We start from the raw sequence: 14,417 nt of genomic DNA, 5'->3' as shown, positions 1-14,417 counted from the left end.
TTACGCCGGTTTTACTTTTGTAGGAACGCCACTTCTTGGCTTAATACAGCTTCATTTGCTCCTGCAGCCCAAACTTATTAATTTTTCTCCATAAGGTCGTGCGGCCAATTTGCAATGCTTTCGCCATATCATGCATTTTGCCATCACACTGATTCCAAGCCTGAACAATCGCTCTTCTCTCGGCTTCTTCTAACGTGATTACTGGCGTATTTTCTGCGGTATGGCGAGAATTCAGTTTAATGTCTTCAGGAATATCGTTCAGCTTGATTAAGTTGGAACTGCGGTTCAGCAAAATTCGCTCAGTTCGATTTCTTAATTCAGAGTTGTTGCCTGACCAACGAAAATTCATCAACGCTTCCAGTGCGACTGGCTCTATCGAGATCGTCACATTGTGGCGGCGTTCATAATGGCTGATAAGTTGCTGGACGAGAAATTCAATGTCTTCTTTACGCTTTCGTAGTGGTGGAATATGCAGCTCGTTCGAGGAGATTTCATAATAAAGTTGCCGACCAAATGAGCGCTGAGTGACATACTCGCTGATCTCTGAAGCGGTGCTCGTAATAAGTTGAAAGTCTACGGGGATTAATCGCAAACTGTCGCTGCGGCTGACGAGTCCAGTTTTTAACAACTTAAGTAGCACGGCTTGTAAATCGGGCGACAGATATTCCACCTTTTCCAAAAAGAGTGTACCGCCATGGGCGAGTTCAAACTTAGAGGGCATGCCTTGCCCCTCGTCGTATCCCAGGGTTTCTTTGACCAGTTGCTCTGTATTGATGGAGCGGCAGTTGAGCGTAATGAACGGCCCTTCTTTGTAGGTGCTTTCGTTATGAATCGCCATGGCGAGAGTGGTTTTTCCTACACCTTCTTCACCTGTAATTAGAATCGGTGATTTGGACTTTATGGCCCGTTTTGCCACGGTAATGACATGCTTCATTTTTCGTGAAATGACAGGCAAAGTGCTGAATGTATAGCGCGCACTGCCACCTATTTGTTGTTGAGCAAGTTCGCGAATTTTATCGATGGGGTGCAAAAACAATAAGTGCGTGCCGTCGTTGAGTGGACGCAAGGTAATGATCGCTTCAACAAACTCGCCACGAACCTCTACCGTTGTGAGCTTGCGGTTGATGCTTGCACCCGACTCAAGACTATTGAGGACATTCGGCGGGAAACGTAAAACAGAAAAGACTTCTTTATCCAAGACCTGACTGGCTTCGATGTTTAACAAGCGCTCTGATTGATGATTTACCATGGTGATACGGCTTTCTTCATCCCAGGCCAGAAGGCCGTCATCCATGCATTCTAGTGTTGCGTTGTGCGCACAAGTGAGGCGGTTAATGTTTTCTTGTTCCGACTGAATATGGATTTGCAAACTGACTTCTTTCGCGCTCGACGCGATGATGACCAAGTTTTCTTTCTTATAGCTCTCTGCTTTTTTGAGAAGGCATGTTGTGCCGCGTAACTTGCCAAACTGGTCGAAAACAGGCGCTGCTACAGAGGCATAAGGATGTAAGTGGCGATTGAAATGTTCTGCTGCGAACACTTCACACGGGATATGAGTACTAATACAGAGATTGACCGCATTTGTGCCAATTTTCCCTTCAGACAGAAAGCAGCCTTGTTTAATACCGAGCGCCTGCATCTCTTGTTGCATTGAGTCATGTCCCACAACAGATAGAACGCAGCCGTTGCCGTCAGTCACCATCAATAGCAGGTCTTCGTCTCCTAGCATGTCGTAAGTGTCTTCAAGTACGGTAGTGGCGCATTCGATGAGGTGCTCGTTGCGTTTCATCAGAGATGAGAAGGTAAAGCCAGAGGCAATATGTGGTTTTGACCAGGTATAAGGGCTGCATTGCTTTATGCAACGCTCCCACGACTCAAGTACGGGAGTGCGGGAAAATTCTGGAGATACCCAATGGTGTTTCTGGAAAAACGCCCATTTGGTTTTAGTGTCTTCGATTGAAAGCATGCCATACCGTTTCAATACCAGCGATAGATTGGTCCGATATTACAGAGACATACGAATATGGACTGTGATGGCTTTCACGCACGTTATACAGAAAGGATACGTAAAGAAAAGAGGCTAGTTGAGAAGGCATTCCTTGCCGGAGGTTGGGTTAAAAAGGGCTGTCCTTGCCCAGTTCATTGCAAATTTCGACAATCGCGAGTGACAGGCCGGACTTAATGATTTGTTGTTGGCGCTGAAGCTGGAGTTGGTAAAACTCAAGATCGATGTCGTCATCGGGTTCGCTGACTTCCAATTGCACCATGCCCATTTTCTTCACCAGATGCAGCTTTTTGATTGGCTCTAGAATATTTGGATCAGTGAACTCGTAGTCGGATGCATCGCTATTGAGTCGGTTTTTAAGCTTAATGATGTCTTCAATATCATGATAAATATCGTCTGGGAGTACGCCTAAGCCAAATAGGAGTTTCAAACGAACGGAGAGATCGCCCAGCGGTCCGGAGTCTTGCAGTAGGGGACCAACAACCGATTGCACGGCGAAGTTATCTTTACGAAAGATCCTTTGTATTAGCCCGTCGATGGAATCGTTGAACACATCGACTGCTGCAATAAAAAAGCCTCGTACCGATGGCGCGCTGTTTAATCGTTCAATGATCTCGGTTTCGTTGATGTTATCTGCCATATACTGAGTAACTGTTTAAAATTATATTTATGGGGAGCAGAGCTCCCCTTGATTCGATTAAAGCTGGTGGTAAATCACTTCGATTTGAGCCACTTCAACACTGTCTTCAGCCAGGCCAGTGTACGTTGCTAGCGTTTTCTTTACGCCCACGGCTTTTAATGAGGTTTGTAGTTCCACCGCTTGTGGGTCGGTGTCGTTGGTGTATTTCAACGCCGCCGCGATCCCTTTCAAAAGTGTTTGATTTTCAGTGCCATACTCGATTGTACCGAGTAATGGCTTCACTAATCTATCATTTGCACCCAATTTACGAATTGGTTGTCGTCCAACGCGATCCACTTCATCCACTAAATATGGGTTGGCGAAGCGACCTAAAATCTTTTCGATGTAGGCATTGTGCATGTCGCGGTCGAAGCCGTAACGTTTGATCAGCACTTCACCACTTTCGTGCATTGCTTGTTTTACTTCGGCATGAATGCTTGGGTCTTCAATTGCTTCACGAATGGTACGGTGCCCTTTCAAACAACCTAAATAAGCGGTAATGCAGTGACCTGTGTTTAGGGTGAACAGCTTACGTTCGACAAAGGCCATTAGGTTGTTGGTTCTTTCCATGCCAGCTATGTCAGGGATATCGCCCTTGAATTGCTGCTCATCGACAATCCATTCGCTAAAGCTTTCTACCGTCACTTCTAGTGGGTCATCGTTCGCCGCTTCTGCTGGTGGCACGATGCGATCTACCGCTGAATCAACAAAGCCAACCAACTCGTCTGCCTTTGCGTGCAGTGATTCATCCAAGTGTTTGTACACTTCACCTTTTAGGTGCGTTGTGCCACGCACCATATTTTCACAGGCGATGATGTTAAGTGGCGCGTCATTGCCAGCTTCAAAACGTTTGGCGATACCTTTCGCGATGGTTTTCGCGATGATGTCTAATACGTTTGGACCAACTGCTGTGGTGACTAAATCGGTTTTGACGATGCGATCAATCACGTCTTCACTGGCTGAGTTTACCGCTGTGACATGGGTAACGGTGTCGATTTGACACTCAGTACCGACCACTTTTACTTTGTATTCTTGTTTGTGGCTGAGCTGGTCTACTAGCGGTACATCAACGTCAGCGAAAGTGACCTCGACTTCTGCGTCTGCTAAGAGTTTACCGATGAAACCACGACCGATGTTACCTGCACCAAAATGAACTGCGTTTTTCATAATTCTTACCTACCAATATCTGAAAATGTTGACTTACGAAACTAGGGTGAGGCCAACCGCATAGGGGGTGACAGTTGACCTCGTTTGCCTCAGGAGCAAATTAAAGGAGTGATTAAGCCGCTTGCTGGCCGCCAAGGATGTTTAGAATTTCTTCTACATCGTTGGTGCTGGTTAGCTTCTCAATTGCTTCCGGCTCATCGAGCGCGTTCGTAATGGTGGTGATCACCTGGATGTGCTCATCGTTCTTAGCGGCAATGCCGATAACCAGTTTCGCGACATCGTCGTCATCTTCAGTAAATTGGATACCCGATGGGTATTGGCAGATTACAATGCCGGTTTTCTTCACGCGATCTTTCGCTTCTACCGTACCGTGAGGTACTGCGATAGATTCGCCTAGGTAAGTTGGAACCAACGCTTCACGCTCAAACATCGCGTCTACGTATTCTGGTTCTGCGTAGCCAAGTTCAACCAATTTGTTGCCTGCAAAGCGAATGGCTTCTTCTTTGTTGGCTGCTTTCAAACCTAGGTGAATGTTCTCACGCTGGATTTGGAATACCGATGGTTGTTGTGGCTCAAAGCTGTCGTCGTTCGCCGCCATGACTGACACTTTTACCATCTGGTCGTCATTGGCTGCGGATTGGTTTTGTGCTGCTAGTAACTTGGTGACTAGCTGGTTGTACATTTCGCTGTCTAGGAAGTTAGTCAATGAAATGTGGTGTGCGTTTGGAGCATGCTTACGTGCACGACCCGTTAAGTCTTTATGAGTAATCACGATATCTGCACTCTCTGGTAAGCTGTTAATAGCAAGGTTGGTTACGTGGATGTTCAGACCTGCGTCTTGAACCTTTTTACGTAGCATGCTCGCGCCCATTGCACTCGAGCCCATGCCCGCATCACAAGCGACAATGATGCTTTGTACTGTCGCTAGGTCTACGTCACCTTTGCTTTGGCTATTTACCACCGCATCGTTTTTAGATGCAGATTTCATGTCTTTCATTTGTGATGTTGCTTTTTCTAGTGCTGCTTCATCACCGTCTTCTTCTGTTGACGTTTGTGTCTTCATTAGCAGTGCTGCTACGGCGAATGACACACCTGTTGCGGCTGCGATAGACGCTAGAACACCAACGATTGAACCTTTCTGAGTCATCAACAAGATTGCGAAGATTGAGCCTGGTGATGCTGGAGAAACGATACCTGCGTTAAACATAGTTAGAACGAATACGCCAGTCATACCACCTGCGATAGCCGCAAGGATTAGGCGAGGGTTCATTAGGATGTATGGGAAGTAAATCTCGTGGATACCGCCGAAGAAGTGGATGATTGATGCACCACCTGCCGTTTGACGAGCCGTACCTTTACCAAACACCATGTAAGCTAGCAGGATACCTAGACCAGGACCTGGGTTTGCTTCGATTAGGAAGAAGATCGATTGACCTGTCTCAGACGCTTGTTGGATACCTAGCGGAGAGAAGATACCGTGGTTGATCGCGTTGTTTAGGAACAGGATCTTCGCTGGCTCAACAAAAATAGAAGTCAGTGGCAGAAGGTGCGCTGAAACAAGGAAGTTTACGCCTGCTGCCAATGCGCCTGAAAGCACTTTGACAAATGGACCGATAAGGAAGAAAGCCAAAATGGCGCACAGCATACCAATGATGCCCGCAGAGAAGTTGTTAACCAACATCTCGAAGCCACTTTTTACTTTACCATCGATGTAGTTATCGAATTTCTTGATAGCCCAGCCGCCCATTGGGCCGACCATCATTGCACCCATAAACATTGGGATGTCTGTGCCGACAATCACACCCATTGTTGTGATTGCGCCGACTACCGCACCACGATCGCCGCCCACTAATTTACCACCGGTGTAACCGATCAGTAGTGGCAGCAAGTAAGTGATCATAGGACCAACCATGGAAGCTAACGTCTCATTTGGTAGCCATCCGGTTGGGATAAATAGAGCAGTGATAAAGCCCCACGCGATAAACGCGCCGATGTTAGGCATTACCATGTTTGACAGAAAACGACCAAAATTTTGTATCTTGATCTTGGCATCTGGTGATATCATAACAATTCCCCGTTCGATGTTCTGATGAATATGTTGTCGTAAACGGTTCGCCAAAACCGCTTGTTTGATTGCTTAGTACCCAATCAATTTACCACACATTTTCCAATTGGAACTGACGACGGGTTTTTCGTGATCAACCCCCGCATTTCTTCGGATGAAAAGCATTTTTTAAGTGATGATGATCAATTAATTGATATGTAACTTAATAACAAAAAATGACTTTCAAATCTGTCAATAAAAATATTAGTGATCAATTCGATCTTCTGACAAATATAAAATCAAAATTCATTGTGATTAAGATCGCCTTTAATTTCTTTTTCAATTCAAATTAAATGCTCGAGATGATCAATATCACATTTTGTTTGACGTCAGGTTTGATTAAAAATGTGATCTATGACCATTTTGAGGTTTTGTGAAAGTTTATAACGTGAACGTTTTTGCGATGTTGGCGTTTTGTGGATTAAAGCTTGAGATGACTGGCCTTTTTGCGATGAGTTTAACTAAACACTTTGTTTTTAATGTCTTATGGGTAAATAACGCTTCATGCTGCTCGCGTTGTGTTGTTTAGAGCGATTTTGAGCAGCGCGATACCTCCTACGTTTTTAGACGACGCTTAATTGTTCATAGCTAAATACTCACGCGCGTTTTCACTGCCCATGTAACGTGCAAGCGTTTTCTCAGGCACATCGCGTAAATCCACCATAATCAACCCATCCAGTGCGTTGTTAAACGCCGGATCGACGTTAAAACACACCAACTTACCATTCAAACTCAAATATTGGCGCAGTAATACCGGAACGCCTTTGCCTTCGTCAATTCGAGCGATCACGCGAGATAGCAACTGTAAGTCTCCCAATGCGGTTAGCATGCTGGTATTCCAGTTTAAGTTGGTTTCTGGCAGTGGATTTGACGGAGTGACGTATTCGGCGCAGTCGTTGTCGTAGTGGTGTAGGGTCATCGATTGTGCCAGCAACTGACGCGCGGTATGGCTGTAATCGTTGCTGATGCTCACTGGGCCAAACAAGTGCGTGTATTCGGGATGTTGATGGACAAAAGTCGCTATGCCTTTCCAGAGTAAGAGTAGGGCACTCATGCTTTTTTGATATTGCTCGGCAATCACAGAACGACCCATTTCAATCGACTTACCCATTTGATCGAGAAAGCGTTGGTCATAGTTGAACAATGTGCGCGAATACAATCCTTCTACGCCATATTTCGCCAATAACTGATCAACTAATCCAAGACGGTAAGCACCTACCATGCATTGGTTCTCACGATCCCACACAAATAGGTGCAGGTAATCATGATCGAAATGATCGATGTCTATCGCTTGCCCGGTCCCTTCGCCAACTTGACGGAAATTATGTTCTCGCAAGCGGCCAATTTCATGCAGGAGAGATGGGATCTGCTGCGCGCTGGCGCAATATACGTCGAACTCGCCACTTTGAAGCAATTGGGTTTCTGACGGTAAGCTGTGCAGCTCTTCAAGCAATTGGCCTATGGGTAACCCTGCCGCAATAGGTAAGAGAGCATTGTCTGAGACCGTTTGCTGAGTGGCACTTACATCGCGGTTAAGCAGGTAGGTGTTAAGCCTCAGATAATTGACGATCTGATCATCATTGAGGTTATTGAGTTCTTTAAACTTGATTGCTTGCCCAAAGGACAACTCAATGGTTTTTGCGCTCTTGTTGAGCAGCTCTCTTCCTAACATCAAGGTGCGTAAAAGAGGGTGGATTTTACCTGCCATGTAGAAGCGTTTTGAGTTCTGCCCACGAATGAAGACGGGAACAGTGGCGGCTTTGTTCTTACGAATTAACGCACTGACACTGCGGCTCCATTCTTTGTCTTCTAAACGCTGTTGTTTGGCATCCACTAACTGCGACACTTCACCCGCAGGGAAAACCAATAACAAGCCGCCATTCGCAAGGTGTTTGTTGGCTGCTCTGAGGGCCTTCATATTCGATTTGACGGCGTCTTTGCCTTCGAATACGTCGACACCAATAAAAAGTTGGTCGAGCTCTGGTACGGTTTTTAGGTACTGATTCGCTAAAATTTGGATATCGTCTCGTATCATCAATAGTAGCTCGGCGAGAATCACGCCTTCAACACAACCGAGAGGGTGATTCGCCACAATGACGGTTGCGCCTTGCTTTGGCACTGCGTCGAGCGAACCATGGGCAATGCGATAGTCGATCCCCAAAATATCCAGCGTAAATCGCAAGAAAGTTTTGGTATCCGCATTCACGGGGCGTTGGGCGTAGAATTTATCGAGCTGACTTAAACCCGTTGCCCATTCTGCAACGTTTTCACCAATGCCGAACGGCGTTTTACGAGGGAGACGAAAAGGGGTTGAACTATCCATATTTACCTCAGCATACAAGTGGCTGATCGGATAGTAGAAATTACAGATGACAGTTCAGAGGCAAATCCATGAGCCTTTGGTGACAAACTGGTGAAGCTTTGTTGACCAAAGGCGAGGGATAGGGACGTATTAGCGTTACGTTTTGTCGCCAGCAAACATCAGGATACTCAGAGAGTTGAGCGTTTCACCGAGACTTTCTAGTGAGCTCAAGACCTGTTTGGTCGGCTCATTATCTAGCAGAATGCGACCATCAAAGCTTTTCCCTTCGCATTGATCTTCATCGCACATACCCGCTTGGGGGGCTTGTGTTGAGTTGTCATCCATTACTAAGTCGTCAGTACTCAAACAAGCCGTTGAGACAAATAATCCGCTCAGAACTACCAGCCATTTTATTTTCAACATAATCTTAAAAATCATAATGAAACACTGTTCAATTGTAATTTATTCTATTCACCATTTCGAACGACATGACAAAAACTTGGCTTTAGGTCGCCATTTTCTGGCCATAGTTGAGCTATGTTATCGATACGACGAATTGTTACTTTTGGCGAAATTAGGAGGATGAATGGAGAAGATTTCCAATAAAGCGTCAATATGGCTCGGGCTGTGTCTGATAATTGGTTTAGGAGTATTGGGCTTTTTTATTCAGCAAACAGCAGTCAAATACAAAGCCTATGAGCGAGTGGTAACGGTGAAGGGATTGTCTGAACGAGAGTACTCTGCCGATACAGTGATCTGGCCAATTCAGTTCACCTTAGCGAGTAATGATATGGGGGCTATGTTTGATGACATCGATCAGCAAACGCGTTTGATTCTGGATTTCTTAAGTGCCAAAGGGCTCCCTGAAACCAGCGTTTCCCTTTCTTCTCCTGCTGTCATTGACCGAAAAGCACAGCAATACGGGAGTGAGCAAGATATCGAGTTTCGTTATTTAGCCTCGCGGACGGTTACGGTTTATAGTCAAAGTGTCGATGTGGTTCGAGCGGCAATTAATGAGATTGGTGAGCTAGGAAAACAAGGTGTACTGCTGAATCAGGACCCGTACGCGAACCGCATTGAGTACAGCTTTACTAAGCTAAATGATGTAAAGCCAGACATGATTGAAGAGGCGACCAAAAACGCCCGCGAAGTGGCGCAAAAGTTTGCCAAAGACTCACAGAGTTCACTGGGTAAGATCAAACGTGCCACGCAAGGGCAGTTCTCGATTTATGACCGAGATAGCAACACGCCTTACATTAAGAAAGTACGAGTGGTCTCAACTGTTCAGTATTACTTATCGGATTAAAATAATAGTCAAAAAGCCGCTCTTCGTGTGAGCGGCTTTCGATAAGACGAGAGCTATAGGATAGGATTAATATCTTGCTCTGTATGCTCACCTTCGACCACATCAACAGGTGTGTAATGTTGATAAATCAGGAAGCCATCTTCTGATGTTTCATGGTTATCTGGTGTATCAACATACGCGGTACAGGTGTACCCAATACTGTAGGTGCCTGGGCCGATGTAACCAAACTCGTAGCTGTAGGATGTATTACCTTCTTCGTCTTGCGATTCATTCACGTTAGCTACTGCAACTGGCGCTTGGAGTGGCTCCATCGCGCCCATATCGCCCATGGTTGAGCGATCCATCGAACCTGCGTAAAGATAGACTGAGTGAACGGCAGGAACGTCATTTATTGCATTTGATGCTGCACTGTCTGCTTCACACGCTTGATACTGAATTTCACTGACTTCACCACCGATATGACCTGATTCTGATGCGTTTACTAAGCTTACCGCATTAGAGTTCATGTTCATGTAATCTTTGCCCGTTGGATCTGCCAGACCTTTACGCAAATCAAACTCGACAACATAGCTATTATGACCAGTATGAACTTTTACATACTGACCTTTTTGCGAAAACTTCAAGCGACCTTGATTGCTCGTATCTGGTTTAAAACCAAAACAGCTGCCTCGGCTAGGCACAACTAAGCCTTTGATGTTGCCGTCTGTCTTCTCTACGTATGACAGCGTTGTATCGTTTAATTGTTTGCCGTCTTTAGCGTACACACACATAGCATAATCACCAGGAGCGATGTCTTGCTCGCTAATGATCGTTTTAGCGTTACTTCCCTGATATTCCATTAGATCAACTTGGTGTAGTGCTCCATTGTCACTAACATCTAACAGAATATGTTCTCCAGTTTGTTCGCCAGTTTCTGGGTCAAATGGTACAAGGACAACATCTTTAAACGCTAAGACGACTTTGTTGGCATCGTCGACAGGCGCATCGGAAACGCTGAGAGAAAAAGTGGCTGCTTCTGTATCGGATGAAGAGTTGTCGCTACCACAGCCCGTCAATAAAAGACCGCCTGAGATGGCAAGTAAAGGGTAGGTATATTTTTTCATTATGACCTCTTGTTTACACTGCTGATAAATGTAAAGGCTAGTCTCAAAGTCGAGAAATGATGTCATTGTATTGTGATAGAGAGGTCAATCTTCAATGGCGTTATATACAAGTCCTTTTTTATAAAACTAAGTTCTTAACTGTGATGAGGGGAGTTTGATAATAGTCAAGCTGGCTTCGTTCTTATGAGCGTAAGTTAGTATGACTTACTGCTAGAAGGAATTAGTATCATGGCATACAAGCACTTTATTAGAGAACTACTGGGTTTAGCGATTGTTGTCTCTGTCGTCTTTGGCGTATTAGGCGTGATGTTAGAGCTCTTTGCACTGACGGCACTTTGGGAGCATCAGCAAACGATAGCCGATGTTTTCTTCCATGAATCTCTCTACTTCATCGTATTTTTAATTCCACCATATTTCCTCTGGAAGTTGATTAACCGCCCTGAATTGGTTTCTGCGGACCAAGCTTATTTAGCAATGAGATTAGAGGCTGAAAGTCGACAATAAGCCGGTTGAGTGAGGAGTGAAAAGAAGAGGCTATGAGAAAACATTAGCCTCTTTTCTATCTGATTCGTGGGCAAAGTATTCGTTGCTTTATTGATTAAAAAGCTGCTTCTATTGTGCCTTTGAACGTACGATCGAGATAATCACGAATTGCTTGAGATTGGTAAATAGAAACGAATTTTTTATACGCTTCATTATTTTTGTCTGCGTCACGAGTAGCGATGACCATGACGGCCAGCGGTGCGTCTTTTGCTTCAAGATAGATACTTTGTTTCTTCGGGTCTAAACCAGAAGACATTACGTAGTTCATTGTGATCGCAGCCGCGTCTACATCATCCAATGTTCGTGGTAACTGGGCGGCATCTACCTCGACAAATTCAAACGACTTTGCATTTTTTGTAATATCAGTTAGGGCGGCTTTGTGGCCAACACCTTGTTTAAGTTCAATTAAACCTGCATCGGCGAGTAGCAATAGACCACGACCACCATTAGTTGGATCGTTTGGAATTGCTATGCGTGCATTGTTTGGAAGCTCTTGTAATGAGCGATACTTGTTAGAATAAAGCCCCATGCGCATCAGAATGGATTGACCAATCGACACTAATTGGGCGTCATGACTATTGTTGAAGTTGTCTAAAAATGGTTGGTGCTGATAGCTGTTAATGTCGATGCTACCATCACTAAGCGCGGCATTGGGTGTCACGTAATCAGAAAACTCGATGACTTCTACATTCAAGCCTTGCTTCGCTGCTTCCTTAGCTACTGCTTCAACTACTTGAGCATGAGGCCCTACGGTTGCTCCCACTTTAATGACAGAGTTATCTTTTTCTCCACAAGCACTTAAGCCAACTACTGCCGTGAGAACCAAAGCTAGTTTCTTTAGGTGACGAATACTTTTCATTGTAACTCCATTTTTGTTTTAGACGTCCATACGTTTACATGTCCATCCTATCAGAAGTCGAAAAAGGGTCAATGGTTTAAATAGCGAGCAGACATTTTGTTTCTACGACTATATAGAAAGCTTGGTAATAAGCGAAAGAAAGAGGGGGTAGAACCGAGGAAGGTAATAAGTTTGAAGTTGTTGACGAGATGAGCAACGAATTACTACACCCACAACTGTACCCAAAGTCAGCAGACACAAAAAAGGCGTAGTAGGTACTAACCTGCTACGCCTTTCGAAATTTGGTGGCCCCTCGCAGACTTGAACTGCGGACCAATCGATTATGAGTTAGCCACTAATACAGGAAGTCTAGGTAAACCGAGGTAAGTTTAGCGTAATTTAAAATAGGTTAAAGTAATTACTAAACAGTAGTTTAGCGTAGTTTGCGTAAATTAGTCAAAACTAGTGACTGTACCGCTATTGTACCTTTTCTCTATGTGTTTATATTGAAGGTTATTGGACTCTTCAGTAAGCAAACTTGGCGTATAAACTCGCTGGAACGAACCCAAACGTATAGTTTGGTACTAAGCTTCGTTTTGGTAAACTGGTTTGTTTCTTCAGCCGTATCAGCCACGTCTAAGCCAAGAGTTAAGCTTTTTGGAGATCGACGGTTAACATCCTTCTTATTTCTACTGACACTATTTGTGTAGCGCTAGTGCAGTCAAGGTTTCTTAGAGCTATTTTTAACCACATGATAGGGTTCTAAATTTCTACTTATGCTGTATATAAAAACAGTTGGATGCTATTATGTCCATTCTATGTCCAATGTCAGATGTTTAAAAGCGGCCCCTATTTTGTAATGCTATTTGATACTGAACAGTTTAAGATTTACAGCCATGAAGTTTTCTTGAGAGTCATATATGAAAGCACTTCTTTCGATAAAACCTGAATTTGTTGAAAAAATCCTTTCGGGTGAGAAGTTATTTGAATACAGAAAAGCTGTTTTTAAGCGCCCAGAAGTTAAGTCGGTAGTAATCTATTCAACGATGCCCGATGGCTTAATTGTTGGTGAGTTCGAAATCGGTCAGATCTTGGCAAAGCCTCCAGAGGAGTTGTGGGAGCAAACCAAAGATGTATCAGGTATCAACAAACAGTTTTTTGATGAATACTTTATAGATCGTGATGTAGCTTATGCCATTGAGATCAAAAAGTTGAAAAGATATGCAACACCAATCAATCCTTATGAAAGAGAGGAAGGCTTCAAGGCTCCTCAATCATTTAAGTACATAGAACCGTCATCTGAGTTATGTATTAATTGATATGACTAAAGTTCAGTATGTTGGTGGAGAAAATGAAAAAAGTAGTGTTTGTGTCAGGTGTACACGGTTCAGGTAAAGGCACTTTGTGTCAGTCTTTGAATGACCTGTTAGGTGTCAAAAGCTATTCAGCAAGTGATTTGATTAAAAATAATTCAGATTACATTGAAGACAGTAAGCTCGTAGATAAGGCAGAAAAAAATCAAGCGGCCTTAATTCGAGGTCTTTCTTCTGTGAAAGAAAAGAAATTCCTGCTAGATGGTCATTTTTGTTTGCTCAACAATAATATGGAAATTATTACAATTGATTATGCTGTTTTCGATGCAATGAATCTGTCTTTAGTAATTTTTGTTGAGTGTGAACCAGAAGAGCTTCGACGTCGCTTGTTGATGCGAGATAATACGAAATTTTCCGTTGAGTTACTGAGCTCTTTCCAAAAAGCAGAGTTTGAACGAGCTAAAAGTTTCTGTTTTCAAAGAAATATTCCTTTTGTTAAACATTACTCTGGGCAAGACGATATATCACTTACTTTTGAGAAAATCGATAAGTTATAATAATTGAGGACGTTCAATGGCTAGTAGTTTAGGTTTCTGGTTAGATAAACATGATTCATATCAAGAGGAGACATTAGGGATAAACTCTGAGCTCCACATAAATTACTGGGTCTTACCTAATCAGGGAATAAATTACTTAGATATTGGAGTTAAGCTAACAAATAAATCTAGTGTAAAAGATATAGCATCAAAAATACAAAGTATTGTATTTTATCTACCATTTGAAAAAAAACATATAGAATATGATTCAGAACTAGGAAATGTTGTATGTTCTGATCATGAACTTTTGTCTGCAATTTTTAACAGCTATGTCACTGAAACTTCTTACTTAACTGGTTCAGGAATTCACTATATATCTTTACCAGATAATAAAAAAATGAATTTCTATACACAGATAGATCAAGAGAATGGTGATGGGGTTCAAGGTGTTAAGACTGTCTCTTATACACATCTGACGCTGCCGACGAATAGCCTTGTGTAGATCGTGGTTGTCGCCGTAC

General features: G+C 43.7%; 13 protein-coding genes. 5 read left to right on the top strand and 8 right to left on the bottom strand.

The features are described from left to right. Positions 1 to 40: 40 nt before the first annotated feature. From dhaR to EX191_RS14075, 6 genes are all read right to left on the bottom strand, one after another. The gene (gene dhaR, locus EX191_RS14100) at positions 41 to 1,966 is read right to left on the bottom strand and encodes a dihydroxyacetone kinase operon transcriptional regulator DhaR (protein ID WP_193447932.1); all 1,926 of its coding nucleotides are present in this window, start codon (positions 1,964 to 1,966) and stop codon (positions 41 to 43) included. 148 nt (positions 1,967 to 2,114) lie between these two features. Further along, entirely contained in the window at positions 2,115 to 2,645 is a 531-nt protein-coding gene (locus EX191_RS14095; protein ID WP_193447931.1) for an MltR family transcriptional regulator, read from the bottom strand. A gap of 57 nt (positions 2,646 to 2,702) precedes the next feature. Continuing rightward, positions 2,703 to 3,851 (bottom strand): mannitol-1-phosphate 5-dehydrogenase, encoded by a 1,149-nt coding sequence (locus EX191_RS14090; protein ID WP_193447930.1) that lies wholly within the window; start codon positions 3,849 to 3,851, stop codon positions 2,703 to 2,705. A 112-nt stretch (positions 3,852 to 3,963) separates the two neighbouring features. Next, positions 3,964 to 5,916 (bottom strand): PTS mannitol transporter subunit IICBA, encoded by a 1,953-nt coding sequence (locus EX191_RS14085; protein ID WP_167426946.1) that lies wholly within the window; start codon positions 5,914 to 5,916, stop codon positions 3,964 to 3,966. A gap of 613 nt (positions 5,917 to 6,529) precedes the next feature. Then, positions 6,530 to 8,278 (bottom strand): lysophospholipid acyltransferase family protein, encoded by a 1,749-nt coding sequence (locus EX191_RS14080; protein WP_193447929.1) that lies wholly within the window; start codon positions 8,276 to 8,278, stop codon positions 6,530 to 6,532. Positions 8,279 to 8,413: 135 nt separating this feature from the next. Continuing rightward, on the bottom strand, positions 8,414 to 8,680 hold the full coding sequence (locus EX191_RS14075) for a hypothetical protein (protein WP_031780245.1): 267 nt from the start codon (positions 8,678 to 8,680) through the stop codon (positions 8,414 to 8,416). A 163-nt stretch (positions 8,681 to 8,843) separates the two neighbouring features. Between EX191_RS14075 and EX191_RS14070 the strand changes: the two genes are divergently transcribed. Then, entirely contained in the window at positions 8,844 to 9,563 is a 720-nt protein-coding gene (locus EX191_RS14070) for an SIMPL domain-containing protein (protein ID WP_005392213.1), read from the top strand. A 53-nt stretch (positions 9,564 to 9,616) separates the two neighbouring features. On the opposite strand, the gene EX191_RS14065 is transcribed toward EX191_RS14070, so the two are convergent. Next, positions 9,617 to 10,666: a DUF4382 domain-containing protein gene (locus tag EX191_RS14065; protein ID WP_193447928.1), complete on the bottom strand. Its 1,050-nt coding sequence runs from the start codon at positions 10,664 to 10,666 to the stop codon at positions 9,617 to 9,619. 228 nt (positions 10,667 to 10,894) lie between these two features. Between EX191_RS14065 and EX191_RS14060 the strand changes: the two genes are divergently transcribed. Continuing rightward, on the top strand, positions 10,895 to 11,170 hold the full coding sequence (locus tag EX191_RS14060) for a D-fructose-6-phosphate amidotransferase (RefSeq protein ID WP_193447927.1): 276 nt from the start codon (positions 10,895 to 10,897) through the stop codon (positions 11,168 to 11,170). Positions 11,171 to 11,264: 94 nt separating this feature from the next. Here the strand turns inward: EX191_RS14060 and EX191_RS14055 are convergent, their stop codons facing one another. After that, positions 11,265 to 12,068 (bottom strand): MetQ/NlpA family ABC transporter substrate-binding protein, encoded by an 804-nt coding sequence (locus tag EX191_RS14055; RefSeq protein WP_104974523.1) that lies wholly within the window; start codon positions 12,066 to 12,068, stop codon positions 11,265 to 11,267. An 899-nt stretch (positions 12,069 to 12,967) separates the two neighbouring features. Here EX191_RS14055 and EX191_RS14050 point away from each other — a divergent pair. From EX191_RS14050 to EX191_RS14040, 3 genes are read left to right on the top strand one after another with little or no spacing between them, the layout of a single operon-like run. Beyond that, positions 12,968 to 13,366, top strand: a complete 399-nt coding sequence (locus EX191_RS14050; RefSeq protein WP_149595584.1) for an ASCH domain-containing protein — start codon at positions 12,968 to 12,970, stop codon at positions 13,364 to 13,366. A 32-nt stretch (positions 13,367 to 13,398) separates the two neighbouring features. Next, entirely contained in the window at positions 13,399 to 13,917 is a 519-nt protein-coding gene (locus EX191_RS14045; RefSeq protein ID WP_193447926.1) for an ATP-binding protein, read from the top strand. Positions 13,918 to 13,933: 16 nt separating this feature from the next. Then, positions 13,934 to 14,398, top strand: coding sequence for a hypothetical protein (locus tag EX191_RS14040; RefSeq protein WP_193447925.1), 465 nt, complete (start codon positions 13,934 to 13,936; stop codon positions 14,396 to 14,398). Positions 14,399 to 14,417 lie beyond the last annotated feature (19 nt).

The organism is Vibrio chemaguriensis (genome assembly GCF_012275705.1).
Lineage (GTDB): Bacteria > Pseudomonadota > Gammaproteobacteria > Enterobacterales > Vibrionaceae > Vibrio > Vibrio diabolicus.
The sequence above is the reverse complement of the archived record's forward strand: the minus strand, read 5'-3'. Positions and strand labels throughout refer to the sequence as shown.